The organism is Flavobacterium acetivorans (assembly GCF_020911885.1).
GTDB lineage: Bacteria > Bacteroidota > Bacteroidia > Flavobacteriales > Flavobacteriaceae > Flavobacterium > Flavobacterium acetivorans.
In genome coordinates this window covers 931,605-948,584 of the sequence record NZ_CP087132.1, presented here as the reverse complement: position 1 = coordinate 948,584, position 16,980 = coordinate 931,605, and the positions used below count along the sequence as shown (strand labels likewise).

At 32.6% G+C, this 16,980-nt stretch carries 15 protein-coding genes and 1 tRNA gene; 4 read left to right on the top strand and 12 right to left on the bottom strand.

Annotation, left to right across the window (positions count from 1 at the left end):
- Positions 1–51: 51 nt before the first annotated feature.
- The 5 genes from LNP19_RS04270 to LNP19_RS04250 all read right to left on the bottom strand — a co-directional run bounded on the left by LNP19_RS04270 (position 52) and on the right by LNP19_RS04250 (position 7,714).
- Positions 52–627, bottom strand: coding sequence for an OmpH/Skp family outer membrane protein (locus LNP19_RS04270; RefSeq protein ID WP_230063573.1), 576 nt, complete (start codon positions 625–627; stop codon positions 52–54).
- 245 nt (positions 628–872) lie between these two features.
- Positions 873–1,721, bottom strand: coding sequence for a class I SAM-dependent methyltransferase (locus LNP19_RS04265; protein WP_230063572.1), 849 nt, complete (start codon positions 1,719–1,721; stop codon positions 873–875).
- A 156-nt stretch (positions 1,722–1,877) separates the two neighbouring features.
- Complete coding sequence (gene mnmG, locus LNP19_RS04260; protein ID WP_230063571.1) at positions 1,878–3,749, bottom strand: tRNA uridine-5-carboxymethylaminomethyl(34) synthesis enzyme MnmG; 1,872 nt, start codon at positions 3,747–3,749, stop codon at positions 1,878–1,880.
- A gap of 273 nt (positions 3,750–4,022) precedes the next feature.
- Complete coding sequence (ybeY, locus tag LNP19_RS04255; protein WP_230063570.1) at positions 4,023–4,439, bottom strand: rRNA maturation RNase YbeY; 417 nt, start codon at positions 4,437–4,439, stop codon at positions 4,023–4,025.
- A complete protein-coding gene (locus LNP19_RS04250) occupies positions 4,436–7,714 on the bottom strand; it encodes a DUF4175 family protein (RefSeq protein WP_230063569.1) in 3,279 nt (1,092 codons plus the stop codon). Before LNP19_RS04250 ends, ybeY begins: the two co-directional genes overlap by 4 nt.
- 178 nt (positions 7,715–7,892) lie before the next feature.
- Here LNP19_RS04250 and gltX point away from each other — a divergent pair, with 178 nt between their 5' ends.
- Entirely contained in the window at positions 7,893–9,398 is a 1,506-nt protein-coding gene (gene gltX, locus LNP19_RS04245; protein WP_230063568.1) for a glutamate--tRNA ligase, read from the top strand.
- 33 nt (positions 9,399–9,431) lie between these two features.
- On the opposite strand, the gene LNP19_RS04240 is transcribed toward gltX, so the two are convergent.
- A complete protein-coding gene (locus LNP19_RS04240) occupies positions 9,432–10,073 on the bottom strand; it encodes a PorT family protein (protein ID WP_230063567.1) in 642 nt (213 codons plus the stop codon).
- A 76-nt stretch (positions 10,074–10,149) separates the two neighbouring features.
- Here LNP19_RS04240 and LNP19_RS04235 point away from each other — a divergent pair, with 76 nt between their 5' ends.
- Complete coding sequence (locus LNP19_RS04235; RefSeq protein WP_230063566.1) at positions 10,150–11,133, top strand: SPFH domain-containing protein; 984 nt, start codon at positions 10,150–10,152, stop codon at positions 11,131–11,133.
- A gap of 31 nt (positions 11,134–11,164) precedes the next feature.
- Here LNP19_RS04235 and LNP19_RS04230 read toward each other — a convergent pair whose 3' ends face one another.
- The 4 genes from LNP19_RS04230 to LNP19_RS04215 all read right to left on the bottom strand — a co-directional run bounded on the left by LNP19_RS04230 (position 11,165) and on the right by LNP19_RS04215 (position 14,553).
- Positions 11,165–11,419: a DUF6327 family protein gene (locus LNP19_RS04230; RefSeq protein ID WP_230063565.1), complete on the bottom strand. Its 255-nt coding sequence runs from the start codon at positions 11,417–11,419 to the stop codon at positions 11,165–11,167.
- Positions 11,420–11,422: 3 nt separating this feature from the next.
- Positions 11,423–11,773 (bottom strand): phage holin family protein, encoded by a 351-nt coding sequence (locus LNP19_RS04225; protein ID WP_230063564.1) that lies wholly within the window; start codon positions 11,771–11,773, stop codon positions 11,423–11,425.
- A gap of 40 nt (positions 11,774–11,813) precedes the next feature.
- The gene (locus tag LNP19_RS04220; RefSeq protein ID WP_230063563.1) at positions 11,814–12,143 is read right to left on the bottom strand and encodes a YtxH domain-containing protein; all 330 of its coding nucleotides are present in this window, start codon (positions 12,141–12,143) and stop codon (positions 11,814–11,816) included.
- A 307-nt stretch (positions 12,144–12,450) separates the two neighbouring features.
- On the bottom strand, positions 12,451–14,553 hold the full coding sequence (locus tag LNP19_RS04215) for a glutamine--tRNA ligase/YqeY domain fusion protein (protein WP_230063562.1): 2,103 nt from the start codon (positions 14,551–14,553) through the stop codon (positions 12,451–12,453).
- Between the two features lie 146 nt (positions 14,554–14,699).
- Between LNP19_RS04215 and folB the strand changes: the two genes are divergently transcribed.
- Complete coding sequence (gene folB, locus LNP19_RS04210; RefSeq protein WP_230063561.1) at positions 14,700–15,059, top strand: dihydroneopterin aldolase; 360 nt, start codon at positions 14,700–14,702, stop codon at positions 15,057–15,059.
- Between the two features lie 104 nt (positions 15,060–15,163).
- Positions 15,164–15,234: transfer RNA gene (locus LNP19_RS04205), tRNA-Cys, on the top strand.
- 363 nt (positions 15,235–15,597) lie between these two features.
- On the opposite strand, the gene LNP19_RS04200 is transcribed toward LNP19_RS04205, so the two are convergent.
- Positions 15,598–16,272, bottom strand: a complete 675-nt coding sequence (locus LNP19_RS04200; RefSeq protein WP_230063560.1) for a LysE family translocator — start codon at positions 16,270–16,272, stop codon at positions 15,598–15,600.
- Positions 16,273–16,311: 39 nt separating this feature from the next.
- Complete coding sequence (locus LNP19_RS04195) at positions 16,312–16,980, bottom strand: head GIN domain-containing protein (RefSeq protein ID WP_230063559.1); 669 nt, start codon at positions 16,978–16,980, stop codon at positions 16,312–16,314.

Genomic DNA, 16,980 nt, shown 5'->3' with positions numbered 1-16,980 from the left:
ACCTTCAATCTAAAACTTAGATGAAGGTTTTCTGCTGAATTAATATAAAAATTATTTTTTAACCTCTGCTTTTTCTTCTTTTTTATCATCAGTTTTCGCAGCTGTTTTGTACTTATCATTCAAGCCTTTAAGGATTTCTTTTGTGATATCATACTTATCCTCAGCATATAATACTGTGGCAGCATCACCCGTTCCATAAATATAAGCGTAACCTTTTTCTTTACCGTAATCTTTGATAAATTTCTTTACACCACTAACTAAACTGTCCATTTCAACACCACTTTCTTGTTGCAATTGTTGCGCTAGAGCTTGTTGAGCATAACTTAATTGTTGTTCTCTCTTTTGTAATTCAGCTCCTCTTTGTTGTGCCCACGCTTGACCGTTTGCTTGAGCCTGAGATTGAAAATTAGCTGCATCTTGTTTGAAACGATTAATTTCAGCTTCCAACTGTCTACCTTTTTCTTCAGACTGCGCTTTATATTTAGCCTCAAGATCTTTTGCCTCTGTGTATTCTTTCATTAATACCGAAGTATCTACATAAGCTGTTTTAACTTCTTTAACTTCCGCTGTTTTGTTACAGGCAACAACTGAAATAGAAATTGCGATAATTAATAATACTTTTTTCATTTTGGTTTATTTCTAATTTTATGTAAGTAGGACAAAAATATAAAAAAATAGATAGTATCCTAAAAAAGATTGAAAAATGCCTAAAAAGGGCACTATTAGATTTTGTTATTTAAAAATGGAAAATTATAATTTGAGCTTATAAAAAACAAGCTTTTTAGCTTTTATTTAAGACGTTTTTATAAAAACGGACACGCAATTCACCTTTATCGAGGAAATCTCCCCTTAAAACCGCCTTAAAATCGATTTTAACTATTTTTCAGTACATAAATGTGCGATGAATACTCAAAATTCCTCTTTGCCTTCCAATTGGATTGTAAACCTATAAAAAAGGCCTTAACGAAATTCATTTTTCCGCTTTTATACTTTTCGGAAAGTAAGCTCACATAAAAAGAATCAAATTTCATAGGAAGTACTTTTTCTAATTCCATTCCTTCTTTTTCAAAAAGTGTTTTTATTGCTTTTTTTGAAAAATGCCAAAAATGAATTGGCACATCGTAAGCCGCCCAAAAACTACCATAATATTTTGCATCAAAAGATTTAAAATTTGGGACAGCAATAATCAATGTTCCATTTGGTTTTAACAAGCGTTTCAATTCTTTTATCTGATTATCCAAATTGGGCACATGTTCCAAAACATGCCACATCGTAATCACATCAAAAGAATTATTTTCTAATTCTGAAGTTTTTTCTACAAATGACACTCCCTTGTTTTTTGCAATCGCTTTGGCTTTAGCACTAGGCTCCACTCCTATTGTTTGCCAACCGCTTTTTTGGGCAACCGATAAAAAATCTCCGGTACCCGCGCCAATATCCAAAATCTTACCTTTAGTCGGTTGCTGGGCATTAATTAAATTCAATTTATTTTTTAGCGCGATGCCTTTTACAAAGTGATAGGCTTTTTCAAATAACGAACGTTTGTTATCTGTATGGGAAATATAATCATCGCTTTCGTAATATTTCCCCAAAATATTTTCATTTGGTTGTGGTGACGTAATTAACATGTCTAAGGTTTCGTCATAATACAATTCGAAAATTTCTTTTGACACCGAGTGATCTTTTACCGTTAAGAAATGCTTTTTGTTTGAAATATCCATTAAATAAACTATATATTATTCACATTATTTTTAAACCAAACCCCGAAGCTGTATAAAACAGTTCAGGGTTTAAAATTATATATTCTTAAAACTTTCCAGTGAGAGTAGGCTTTTCGGCCGTAGTTTCACGTGGAACAAATGATCTGAGCATTTAGATTAACGCCCCATATAGATCAACAAAACCGAAACATCACTTGGAGAAACCCCACTAATACGTGAAGCCTGAGAAATAGTCACAGGACGAATCTTGCTCAATTTCTGTTTCGCCTCAATGGACATTGACTTAATTTTATTATAATCAAAATCAGCAGGAATTTTTACATCTTCCAAACGCGTCAATTTATCGGCATTATTTCTTTCTTTCTCGATATAACCGGAATACTTCACTTGAATTTCCGCTTGCTCTAAAATCTCCTGATCCAAATCATTTTCCTCAACATAGGTTTTAACCTTTTCAAATTTCATTATATCTTCCAAATCAATTTGCGGACGCGAGAAAACTTTAAACATTTTATCGCCTTGCGAAATCAACGCCGTACCTTTAGACTCTAAAACAGGATTCGCTTCCGCTACCGAAATACTCGTCTCTTTGAAAAAAGCAACCATTTTTTCCGATTCATTCAATTTATGCTCCATTCGACGCAAACGCTTTTCAGAAGCCAAACCAATTTCGTGTGACAAAGGCGTTAATCTAAAATCAGCATTATCCTGACGCAATAAAGTTCTATACTCAGCGCGCGACGTAAACATACGATATGGCTCTTCGGTTCCTTTAGTAATTAAGTCATCAATCAAAACTCCAATATAGGCTTCATCTCTTTTTAAAATTAAAGGCGCTTTTTCTTGTACTTTTAAATGTGCATTAATTCCAGCCATCAATCCTTGAGAAGCAGCTTCCTCATAACCTGTCGTTCCATTTATCTGTCCGGCAAAATACAAACCTTCCACTAATTTGGTTTCCAAAGTATGCTTCAATTGTGTTGGCGGAAAATAATCATATTCGATTGCGTAACCAGGACGAAAAAATTTAACCTTTTCAAAACCGGCTACAGAACTCAACGCTTTAAATTGAATATCTTCCGGAAGCGAAGTCGAAAAACCATTCACATAAACTTCACAAGTATTCCAACCTTCGGGTTCTACAAACAATTGGTGACGCTCCTTATCGGCAAAACGATTAATTTTATCTTCAATCGATGGACAATATCTAGGACCAAGACTTTTTATTCTACCGTTAAACATCGGCGAACGATCAAAGCCTTCTCTCAAAATATCATGCACTTGCAATGAAGTGTACGTCATGTGACAAGATCTCTGATGAATCAACGGCTTTGTCAAATCCGAATAAGAAAACTTGTCTGGTTTCGCATCACCTTTTTCCTCGTTCATTTTAGAATAATCCAAAGAACGTCCGTCAACACGAGGAGGCGTTCCTGTTTTCATTCTGCCCGCTTCAAAACCGGCATTCACTAAATCTTCGGTAATTCCATAAGCGGCACTTTCGCCAGCTCTTCCTCCTCCAAACTGTTTTTCACCAATATGAATCAAACCGTTCAAAAAAGTCCCATTGGTCAAAACAACCGATTTCGCTTTTATTTCCACTCCTAGCGAAGTGCGAATTCCTTTTATTTTTCCGCTCTCAATAATCAATCCCTTTACCATCTCTTGGTAAAAATCAAGATTTGGAGTTCCTTCCAACATCATCCTCCATTCTTCAGCAAAACGCATACGATCGCTCTGAACTCTTGGCGACCACATTGCAGGTCCTTTCGATTTGTTCAGCATCTTGAACTGGATTGCTGTTCTGTCTGAAACAATTCCAGAATATCCGCCAAGGGCATCAATTTCACGAACGATTTGACCTTTGGCGATTCCGCCCATCGCAGGATTACACGACATTTGTGCAATGTTTTGCAAGCTCATTGTTACCAACAGGGTTTTGGAACCCAAATTGGCCGCCGCAGCCGCAGCTTCAGAACCCGCATGACCCGCACCCACCACAATTACATCATATTCTTCTTGAAACATTTTCTTTTATGATTTTACTCCCGATTCTCGGGAGTTAGATTCAAAGATCGAAACTGCGTTCTACTCTTAAAATCTAAATTAATTTGTTGTTTCTTTCGAAACATTATTTACCAGAGCATTTCTAAAAAAAACCAAACGTTCCACGTGAAACATTACAACACAACATACTATTCTATTATTTTGTTTCACGTGGAACACTTAACTAACTTCGAACAGAAATCAAAAATCGTTCCACGTGAAACATTTTTTGATTTTAAAGAAGTAGTTTAATTATTATTCCACGTGAAACATCGCAAGTTTTTCATCTTCTTTGGCTCGCATCATCAATTCTTCTTTCTCACCTTTATCTTTGTATCCGCAATAATGCAAGATACCGTGAACCAAAACTCTTCTTAATTCGACCTCGAAAGGAACATTAAAATCGATAGCATTATCTTGAACACGTTCAACAGAAACAAAAACATCGCCGTGTAATTCATTTCCAATTGTGTAATCAAAACTGATAATATCCGTCAATGTATCATGATTCAGGTATTCTAAATTAATCTTGTGCAGATATTCATCATCGCAAAAAATATAATTTATTTCCCCTTCTTTCTTATTCTCGGATACAATCACATCAGATAACCATTTCGCAATTGCCTCTTCGTTCTCTAAAGTAAACTCGTTTTCGTAATTAAAATTGATCATTTTTTATTAAAATATTCTTGAACCTTATGGTTAAAATTGGAGCGCAAAGGTAATGATTGTCTGTTTAATATTTCTATGCTATTCAAATAATCTAATAAAGCGTCTGGTAAGCCTTTAGATTGATTATTAAATTCCTTTTTATTGGTAAATGATTCCCGCTTATTATCTTCCCCTTGCTCCTTTACAGCAGTATCCAATTTTAATAATTCTTGTTTAATATTAACAATCCTTTGTATCGTTTCGTTATTAAAACCTTTATTTAAAAGTTGTTTTTCTAATTGCTTCATTTTATCCAAAGCACTTTGTCCAATAGAACCCAAACCTTGTTTATTCAATTCTTTCTCCAAAGCTTCCCTCAATTGCTGCTGCTCTTTAAATATCTCCATTAATGCTTGAGCATCTCCTTCCCCATCTTCTCCATTTTGTTTTCCTGACTTTCCGGTTTTAGCACCCTCCCCCGGTTTTTGACTTTTACTCATGCCCTCTTTCATCTTATCACCAAGAGCTTCTTGTTTTTTAATGATATCAGGCAATTGCATTTTTGAACCGCTTCCAGGTTTCGGCTTTCCTTTTCCCATTCCTGATAATGAATTTTTCATATTATTAAGCAATTCACTTAAAAAATCTCCTAGCTTATTAGCAGAAGCAACCGAATACTGTTGGTGAGAAATCCCTTTTGGAATTTGAGAATCGGATAAAGATTCCAGTGATTTATCAATATTGTAATGCACGTTTCCAATTTCCTTGATCACATCTTCTGCAATTTTAGGGTTACGCAAAGACATTGAAAATAAACTATCATCAACATGTTTGAACTGCTGTTTCAAATTTTGCTGTTGTTTAATGTATTTATTAAATGCAGGTGAACCGGATTTTAGACTTTTAAATTGACCCATGACATCTTCTTGCGATAAAGAAAAGGCTAATAAATTATCTAAAATCTGTCTCAACATTTTAACGTCCTCTTCCATTTGCTCCTTTTCATTCGCTTCCATACTTTGTGTCATTTTCATCGACATAGACTTCATACTTTTGGAAGCATTCTTTTGTTTTGGTTTAGCCTTCGCAGCATTTTCCTTTTGAAGTTCATCGGTTGCATTCTTTAAATCATCATCAATGCTTTTCTCCATAGCTGGATCTTTAGGCAAATCCAATGGTGATTTTAATTCCTTATTGTCTTTATCTAAATTCTCTAACTCCTCTTTAATTTTATTAAAATCTGAATTGATTTCTTTCTGTTTATCCACTTTATTTTCCTTCTCTGAATTAGATAATTTATCCTGCTTATCTGAAAGTTTGTCCAGTTTATCCGCAAGCTGTTCCGCTTTCTTTTCTACATAATACTTCTTGGTAAGCTCAACCAATTGCTGTAAATTCTTAGTTTGATTTTTACTGTTTTGTTTAAATTTATCTAACTTATTAAGCAAATCTTCATTCTGAATTTTATCGTTTAAATCTTTAAGTTCATCTAAAAGTTTCTTGTTTTTTTCTAAATCCTTATCTGCATTTTCAAGGCGTTTCTGTAATGCTTCTTTCAATTCATCTTTTTGATCAGCTTTGAATTTATCTAAATTGCCTTTCATTTTTTTTGCAAATTCCTTCATCATCTCATCCTGTTGTTTTTGGCGTTGGATAAAATCATTGACTTTTTGTTGGTCTTTAAATTCAAATTGCTCCTTTTCTTTTCCTGTTCTTTGCAATTTATCAATATCTGAAATTTGCTTGTTTTGATTTTTTAAAGACTTTTCTAATCCGTTAATATTATCATTTTGCTGTTTTAAAACTAAATCAGCATTCTCTTCATCAGTAGAAATTCTATTGGAAAATACAACCGATTTTGTACTTTTAAAATTATGAAGCGCATCATTGTCAAAAACCTCAAAAAAATAATCATAAGAAACACCTTGAATCACGGGAAGATTTGAAGGAAATGAAAACACAAATTGATCGAATGCAGCTTTCTTAATTGCAATTGTTCCACGTTTGGCAGTCTCAGGTTTATTGTTTTCATAATACACAATCTGAAGTTGAGATAAACCATAATCATCGGCAATTTGACCCACAACATAATTGCTTGCTACCTTTAAACTGTCCGGTGCTTTGCTTACATTGATCGAGGGAAACTGATCTTTGACCACGGTAAGCTGATAATTCAACTTTTCATACTTTTCGACCTTATTATTTGAAGTAAAAATTTGATATTCAGTACTATTAACTATCTTTTTTGATAAAGTAAAGCTGTTTCCTGCTTTGGCAAAAGGAAAATGAGCAATTTCATTAGACCAATCTACTTTTTGAGTCGCTTCGGTATCCATTTTCCAAGTCACGCTGGTTCCTTCTGGAATAACTGCATTACCAGTTCCTTTTAAAACTTCTGGTTTTCTGTTTAGATAAGAAGGGAAATTCAAAAGCATTTCAAAATTAGCAATCGACGGAACTCTAATAACTTTTAACTCAAACTCATTAGATGAAACCGAATTCGCTTTTAAATGAAAAGAAACATTCACGGCTGGTTTGGAAATTTTAAACTGAAATTCCCCAGGAGAAACACTTTCCAAAAAGTAGCTTTCATCATCTATAAATATCATCGCATTATCAGGAACTATTTTTCCAACGGTTTTAATTCTAAGAATGAAATCTTTGTTCTGTTCTGTTTGCAAATCAGAATTCAACACCACAAATTCAAAAGGCGCCGGAGGATTAAACGCCACATTAAAATGCATTACCCTATTTAAACTCTGAGAAATCACAGCATTGTTTCCCGATAAATAAAAGAAAATAAAAACCAAAATAGGAAGCACCGCTAAAGGAAAATATTTCCTGTTTTCCCTAAAATTAATCGCATTGCCAAAAGGAATTGGTTGCAAACCATTCGCTTTTTGTTCAATTGAAGCCATCAATAATTCAGAATTTTGATGATAGTCTGCATTTGCTAATTGAAGATAATTAGTCAATTTATCATTTACTTCTACAAAATGATTTCCAATAATTGTTGAGGCTTGATTGTAATCTAATCCTTTTTGAAGTTTGAATAATTTGAATATTGGAAACAAAATAAATCGAAGAAAAAGAAAAACTTCTACCCCAATGAAAATCCAAAAAAGAAAAGTTCTTCCCATTGGTTTCAACCAAAGAAAATATTCGATAAAAAGCGTAAACAAGAAATACAACAGCCCTAAACCGATAAAGAAAACAATTCCTCGTATCAATTCATTGATATAAAACTTCCTGATAAAAGCTTCTAACTTTTGATAAATAAAATTGGAATGACTCAAAATTTTCAATTAAGATTATATAACCAATAAAAGTAATAATTTTAATGAAATAATTTGCCAATGCAGTACTTAGAAAAGATGCCCATCGTAAAGTTAAAACATTAATTCTGTTTCATCTCTTTCTCAAATTTTCTAATTCACGCATTGAAAACGTATATTTGCATTAAAATTTACTACAATGTCAAAGCAAGTACGAGTGCGTTTTGCACCAAGTCCAACCGGACCTTTACATATTGGCGGGGTTCGTACCGCATTATTTAATTATCTGTTTGCCAAAAAAAATGGTGGAACTTTCTATCTAAGAATTGAAGATACAGATCAAAATCGTTTTGTACATGGTGCCGAAGCTTATATCATGGAAGCTTTAGAATGGTTAGGAATTGCTCCTGATGAAACCATTGGGAAAAATGAAAAATTTGGTCCTTACCGTCAAAGCGAAAGAAAACATTTGTACAAAGAATATGCTGACCAATTAATAAGTTCCGATTGGGCCTATTATGCATTTGATACTGCCGAAGCTTTAGATGCTGCAAGAAAAGCACAAGAAGAGCAAGGAAAAACATTTATTTACAATCATACTAACAGAGAAAAACTAGACACTTCCTTAGTTATTTCTGCTGAAGAAACGGTACAGAGAATTGCAAACGGAGAACATTATGTTATTCGTTTCAAAACTCCGGTTAACGAAACCTTACATTTACAAGATATCATTCGTGGTGATGTTAAGTTTGAAACTGGCTTATTAGACGATAAAGTTTTGTTTAAAAGCGATGGAATGCCAACATACCATTTAGCCAATATTGTTGATGATCATTTAATGGAAACAACTCATGTAATTCGTGGTGAAGAATGGTTGCCATCAATGCCATTACACGTTTTATTGTACAGAGCTTTTGGTTGGGAAGCACCCCAATTTGCACATTTACCATTAATTTTAAAACCAATTGGAAATGGTAAATTATCAAAACGTGATGGCGATAAACTGGGATTTCCAGTATTTCCTTTAGAATGGAAAACCGAAGAAGGAATATCATCCGGTTACAGAGAAAAAGGATTTTTTCCTGAAGCAGTTGTTAACTTCTTGGCCTTATTGGGTTGGAATGACGGTACCGACAAAGAATTGTATTCTTTGGAAGAATTAGTAGCAGCTTTTGATTTAAACAGAGTACATAAAGCCGGTGCTAAATTTGATCCGGAAAAAAACAAATGGTTCAATCACCAATATTTAATTAAGCAAAAAGATGAAAATTTGGCGAAAGCCTTCTCCCCTATTTTAGAAGAAAAAGGAATTGAGATTTCAAAATTTGATGTTGTGAGAATCGCTTCATTGATAAAAGAACGCGCTCATTTTGTTTCTGAATTTTGGGATTTGAGTGATTTCTTTTTTGTGGCTCCAACATCTTATGATGAAAAAGCATCTAAAAACTGGAAAGCAGAAACACCGGCTTTAATGCAAGAATTGATTTCAGTCATTGAAGAAATAACCGATTTTACTTCGGCTAATATTGAAACATTGGTAAAAGATTGGATGAGCAAAAATGAAATTGGGATGGGAAAAGTAATGCAACCTTTCCGCTTAAGTTTAGTGGGAGCCTTAAAAGGTCCTCACCTATTTGATATCGTGGAACTCATTGGAAAAGAAGAAACGATCAAAAGACTTCAAAAAGCAATTGAAACATTATAATACTAAAAGGCTCCTAAATTTAGGAGCCTTTTTTTATAAATAAATAATAACATTTCCGTTCATAATTCCCGGATTTCCTTTGAAATTAACGCCAAGGTTTTTATTGTTTAGATTTCCCAGCATATTATTAACACCATATTGATAGGAAACATTTATCCTAAAATGCTTCACTCCTGCTGTGACTCCAACAGTTGGATAAAAATTAAATTTAGAAATATCGACAATATCTTTGGCTAACAAAGTTGTCCCTGAGATAATATTATTTTGATTATCAGAGTTAATTTTAAATTTTCCGTTCACCTGGACAATCGGACCCAGCTCAATACTCAAATGATCTTCAATCAAGATATAACTCAACTGCAATGAGATTTGAGCAGAAGGCAATTTATACATTACATCCTCATTCATCAAAAGTAAATTTCTTGTGGCGACAGAAAAATTATTCTCACTAAACTGCAATGCATAAACCATATCCCAATTATCATAGAAATTCCCTCTTACCGAAAGTCCGGCATTCCATCCCATCTCAGAATTCGTTGTAAAATTAGCAGTGTTCATACTAAACTGATTCACCCCTACAGTTATCCCAATTCTATTGGAATCCCTATAACCATATTGAGCTGAAACTGTAAAAGAAATCAATGCAATAACTGAAATTAAGACCGCTTTTTTCATATAAACAGATTTAAGTAGGAAAAACCTAAAGTTATTTGTAATTTACACCTAAAATTACACCTAAATTAAATATATTATGAACATTACATTGATTTTCCTTCTAGTTTTTGGATTATTTATTTTCCTGTCTTCCTTTTTTACAGTGAAACAGCAAACCTCAGTTGTTATAGAACGCTTTGGAAAATTTTTGAGTATAAGACAATCAGGACTACAATTAAAAATTCCATTGATAGACAGAATTGCTGGACGTGTAAATCTTAAGATTCAACAATTAGATGTTATTATTGAAACTAAAACCAAAGATAACGTCTTTGTAAAACTAAAAGTTTCGGTTCAATTTATGGTTGTAAAAGAAACCGTTTACGATGCATTTTATAAGTTAGAATATCCACACGATCAAATTACCTCTTATGTATTTGACGTGGTTCGTGCCGAAGTTCCTAAATTGAAACTCGATGATGTTTTTGAAAGAAAAGATGATATTGCCATTGCCGTAAAAAGAGAATTGAATGAAGCCATGACCACTTATGGGTATACCATTATCAACACTTTGGTAACTGATATTGACCCAGATATTCAAGTAAAAAATGCAATGAACAGAATAAATGCTGCCGATAGAGAAAAAACGGTTGCTGAATTTGAAGCTGAAGCATCAAGAATCAGAATTGTAGCCAAAGCCAAAGCAGAAGCAGAAAGTAAACGTTTACAAGGACAAGGTATTGCAGATCAAAGAAGAGAAATTGCCAGAGGTTTAGTAGAAAGTGTAGATGTTTTGAACAAAGTTGGTATCAACTCTCAGGAAGCTTCAGCACTAATTGTAGTTACTCAACATTATGATACTTTACAAGCCATTGGAGCCGACACTAATTCTAACTTAATCTTGTTACCTAATTCTCCACAAGCCGGAAGTGATATGTTGAATAATATGGTGGCCAGTTTCACGGCAAGCAACTTGGTTGGAGAATCCATGAGAAAAGGAATCAAAAAAGTAAAACCTAAACAGGAAACTATTATTCCGATAGAAACTAAAGAGGACGAAACTCCTGAAACTGAACAATAATACGAATAGTAATTTATAATAAAAAAGAGGCCTAACAGCCTCTTTTTCTATTTGTTATCCATTTAAGTATAAATGGAATGGCAATATTTAATATCGTCCCGTAGGAACCCTCTAAAGAAGTTTTGAAAGATCCCAAAAGACCTCTTGCAATGTTTTTGGGAGCAAAACTATCCTTTGTTACTTGAATACTCAAGACCAATTTTTGATAACTGATTTCCTTTTCTATTTTTAAAATTTCAAGTTCCCTATCAATCTGAGCATAGGATGAATATTTTTTAGTTGCCATAATTTAATCGTTAAAAAATATTTCTGAAAATTTCTCTAAAATGGGACCTTCGACAATTTTGTCTCTAACAAAAAATAAAAGAATGGTCAAGACCAAATAAATTCCTCCCACTATTGCAAATCCATAAGCATAACTGTTTAAATAATTTCCTATTGCAAATGCCAAAGCTATGGAGCAAAATAATAAAACCATACAAACACACAATAAAATCAATACAAATTTAAAAATTGCCGTAGTGGATTTCATGGCCACCTTGAAACTCTTTAATTTATAATAGGACAGATTGTTTTCTATGTAGGATTCTAATTGTTCCTGAATATTCTCGGTATTCTCCTTTAACTCTTCAAAAGCCATATTTATATTTTTAAATTTCAATTATAATAAATAACTGCTTTTATTTTTGAAGTTTAGCATTTTGTTCTTTCAACTCAGCCAATTTAATTTCCAAAAAAGAAATTACATCTTCCGTTTTATGGCTTACATCAGAAATCAGGTCTTCATAACTCTCTTCAAAATTTGATTTTGAATTTTTGAATTTTTGTTTCATTTCAGTCGTCAGCTCATCGTACTTACATTTCAAATCTTTCTTGGCGTCTTTATAGCCATCCTTAATTTTTCCTCTTGTTTTTGTTCCCTTGTCCGGAGCAAACAAAATTCCTAAACCTGCACCGATAGCTGCTCCACCAATAAGAGCTATTAACATATTTCCTGCGTTATTTGCCATGATATTTAAATTTGAGTTAGTAGATTTATAAAGTTAAGCATTTTATTAACATATCGGTGTTAACAAGCAGTTAAAGTAGCTTTATTAATACTAAAAACTAAAATAAAAGCTTTTAATGAAGTAAAAACTAAAAGATATACAAAGTATCAAAAAGAAAATAAAATCGGCTTAAAATTAATTTATGAAGGTTAATTTTAATCAATAAATATTATAAAAAATAAAAAAATAATCATAAATACTTATAATAAAAAAACACCTTAAAAAAGGTGTTTTCTAATTGATAAAATCTATAAGTTTAAAATAAATTCTAAAGCAGTAAATCATTTAAAAAAATTAAAACTTTTTCGTTTTTCTCTGTATTTTTTAATTCTGACAATTGCACTTTAAAATCATTAAAATTTACTGCATCGTTTTTTAAATTTTCAATAGCCGAAATTCTAACCGCTGCCAATTGACTTTTTAGAGACATCGAATACAATTTGGTCAAAGATTCCAATTCGATATCCTTTGGCTGCACTTTATCTGAATATTGCAAAATTAAATTTGCAAACAATAAAGAATTATTGTCATTCTTCACATTTTTGACAACAGTTTGATTTATTAAACTAAAATTATCAATACTTTCTATGTTATCGACAATACTTTTTAATAATACAGCCGCATTGGTTTCGTCTTTCTCTTTTACAAATTTATTGATTTCTTTTTGCGTATTCATCAATAAATTAGCTTCCTTCTTCCCCTTTTCTTCCCAAGCATCTTTAAGTCCAACAGTCTTGTTAAATACTAATTTTGAAGGAGTTGAATCTTTATCAACATTAAAATAACCCAAACGTTGAAATTGAAACTTATCTCCTGAATTAACATTTGCCAAACTTGGTTCTACAAAACCTTTAACAATTTCAAGCGAATTGGAATTCATAAATTCCAAGAAGTTTTTTTCCTTATGACTGTCCGGAGCTTCATCAATAAACAAACGATCGTACAAACGAACTTCGGCTTCAATGGCGTGTTTTATCGAAACCCAATGCAAGGTTCCGGCCACTTTTCGTTGAGAAGCTTCACTCCCACTCCCGCTTCGGCTGTCTTCATCATAAGTAACATGAATTTCAGTAATATTTCCTTCTGAATCTTTTACAACACTTTCCCCTTTAATGATATACCCATTTTTAAGACGAACCTCATTTCCTATGCTTAAACGAAAGAATTTAGCCGGAGCCACTTCTAAAAAGTCTTCTCTTTCTATGTATAATTCACGGGAAAAAGGGACTTCTCTAAAACCGGCTGCATCGTCTTCTTGGTTGTTTTCGGCTTCTAAAACTTCTTCTTTTCCTTCAGGATAATTAGTGATAATTACCTTAACTGGGTCTAAAACAGCCATAACTCTTGGAGCTGTTTTATTCAAATCTTCGCGAAGACAGAATTCCAAAAGGGAAACATCAATCACATTTTCACGTTTGGCAACACCAATAATTTCGCAAAATTTACGAATAGAATTAGCCGTATATCCTCTTCTTCTCAAACCGGAAATAGTAGGCATTCTAGGATCATCCCAACCTTTAACTATATTTTCCTGAACCAATTGCAACAATTTTCGCTTGCTCATTACGGTATAATTCAAGTTCAAACGCGCAAATTCATATTGATGTGGTCTAACTTTATTATCGTCATAAATTTGGTCTAAAAACCAATTGTATAACTCTCTGTGCATCACAAATTCCAACGTACAAATAGAATGCGAAATTTGTTCTATATAATCACTTTCACCATGTGCAAAATCATACATTGGATAGATTTTCCAATCGTTTCCGGTTCTATGATGATGACGGTGCAAAATGCGATACATCAATGGATCACGCATCAACATATTAGTCGATTTCATGTCAATTTTAGCACGTAAAACGTGACTTCCTTCCGGAAAATCACCGTTTTTCATTCCTTCAAATAAAGTCAAATTTTCTTCTATGGAACGGTTTCTATAAGGTCCGTCAACACCTGGTTGCGTAGGAGTACCTTTTTGAGCAGCCATATCTTCAGATGATTGACTGTCAACATAGGCTTTTCCATTCTTAATCATCGCAACAGCCCAATCATACAATTGTTGAAAATAATCAGACGCATAGCGTTCTTCGGCCCAATTAAAACCCAACCATTGCAAATCTTCTTTAATTGCATCTACATATTCTTGCTCTTCTTTGGCAGGATTGGTATCATCAAAACGCAAATTTACCGGCGCATTGTAACGCAATCCTAAACCAAAATTCAAACAAATAGATTTGGCATGGCCAATGTGTAAATACCCATTAGGTTCTGGCGGAAAACGAAAACGTAATTGATCCTGAGAAAAACCCTTTGCTAGGTTTTCTTCAATAATTTGTTCTATAAAATGGAGTGATTTTTCTTCAGTTGACATATTCATGTATTAAAGAAGCAAAGTTACCAAAATAGTTGCGGAAACGATTAATCACTAAGTTGTTTATTTTAGTATTGCAATCCAAAAAAGAAATTATTCGTACTTTTATCAAATAAAAGAACCATCAAATTAACAAATACGCTAAAATGGGAACTATAAAATTAAAAAATATCCGCACTTATTCTTATCATGGATGTTTACTAGAAGAAGGAAAAATTGGTTCTGATTATTCAGTAGACTTAGAAATTAAAACCGATTTGAGAAAATCTTGTTTATCAGATAATTTACATGATACGGTTGATTATGTGCTTTTGAATAAAATTGTAGAGGAAGAAATGGCTATTCGTTCCCATTTATTAGAACATGTCGCACATCGTATCATTAAAAGGATCTTTGATGAAATTCCTACAGTTTCCAGAATCCTCGTTGGTGTTTCAAAACTAAATCCTCCTATTGGAGGTGATGTTGAAGCAGTTACTATCGAATTGGAAGAATATAGAAGTTAAAGCTTAGATTCGAAAAAATAAAACTTATTGTTTTTTTGAAAATTTTAAACTTTAAGCTTTTAAACTTTAAACTTTTTAAGTACTTTTGCAATCCATTCAATAATGGCGTCGTGGCCGAGTGGCTAGGCTGGGCTCTGCAAAAGCTCCTACTGCGGTTCGAATCCGCACGATGCCTCAAAACCTTCAAAGCAATTTGGAGGTTTTTTTTAGGTCTAATTTTTAAGAAAAATTAAATAAACTACAGTTCGAATCCATACGATACCTCAAAACCTTCAAAGCAATTTGGAGGTTTTTTTATGTCTAATTTTTAGGAACCTAAATTCAATATTTAATCTGTCATTCCGATGAAGGAGGAATCTCCGTTAGGTGAATATTTTGATGAGATTCCTCCTTCATCGGAATGACAAGTTTATAGCTATGTTTTATCACAATATTCTTATAAAAAAATAAATAAAACATAAGCTCGAATCCACACAAAACGGATAAAAATAAAAAAACCGCTCAAATTGAGCGGTTTATATACTTAAGTAAACTATTATTATTCTATTTTTTCAAATGCTTTTTTCACCATTTCTTTTTCTTTTGGAAACCAACCTTGAGTGATCAACACAGTTCCAAAAACCATCAAAACAATACTGATTCCTTTTTTAATTTTTAAAATATTAGAAGGAGTCATTTTAGTTTTTAGCTGTTTAGCTAATACTATTTTAAGACAATCGATCAATAAATATGTAATGATTACAGTGCTAAAAAAAGTAAACATTCTGGAAGTTTGCATCTCTAATTTTGGTCCTACCGATATAATAATTGCCAACCAAAAACCTAAAACACCAATATTAATGATGTTTAAAAATAAACCTTTTATAAAAAGACTAAGGTAATTTTTCTTGATAATTTCACTATCGATCTCTTTAGTGTTTATTTTTTTTTCCTTTCTTAATCCTATAAAAGAAATTACACCATAAGCTAACATCAATATTCCGCCAAAAATAAAAAGTGCCGGTTTGTCTTTTAAACTTTGTATTAATCTAAAACTCCCTAAATAAGCAATTGCAATAAAAATAATATCCCCTAAAACAACTCCTAAATCAAAAACTAAAGCTGCTCTAAATCCCTTTATAATACTTGTTTCAAGTAAAATAAAGAAAACCGGACCTATCATAAAACTTAAAAATATTCCCCAAGGAATACCAGATAAAATATCGTTTATCATTAAAAATTCAAATTTTGTTAGAATAAAATTACATAATTTTTATTCTTTTTCTATAATTGTTCCGCCTAAAATTGTTTGTTGATTGATTTGTTTCGGTTTTCCATAAATAAAAATAGATCCTCCAGCTTTCACTTTTGCATCAACTAATACTGAAGCATTAATTTCGGCATTTCCTCCAGCAGAAACAGTAATAGTTGTTTGTGAAGTCTTTAATCCTTTTGATCTTAAGCTTCCGCCTGACATAATACTTACATCTTGATTTATAGCCTTCCCTATTAATTCAATGATTCCGCCAGTCACCGCTTTTACATTCGCTTTTTGAGTGTCTAGTTCTAAATAAATTTCTGAACCTTCTTTTGCACTTAAATCTAAAATTGTTTGTTTAAAAACAGCATCGCTTGATATATAAGAACCCTCGCTTGCCGTAATTCCATCAATACTTTTAAAATACAATTTAATACTTATATCTTCTCCGGATAACAATTTAGGAAATGGCATTCTTAATTTTAATTCGCCATTTTTATTTACTACCTCTACTTCATTTTCCCTTTTACCGCTTATAACTACTTTATTCTCCGAAGATTCTATTAATTCAACTTTTAATTTATCATAGACTTTCAATTGATTAAAATCGCCTATTTTTTTAGTTACTTGTGCAAATGTAATTTGTGAAACGATTGCAAATGCAACTACTACTACTTTTTTCAT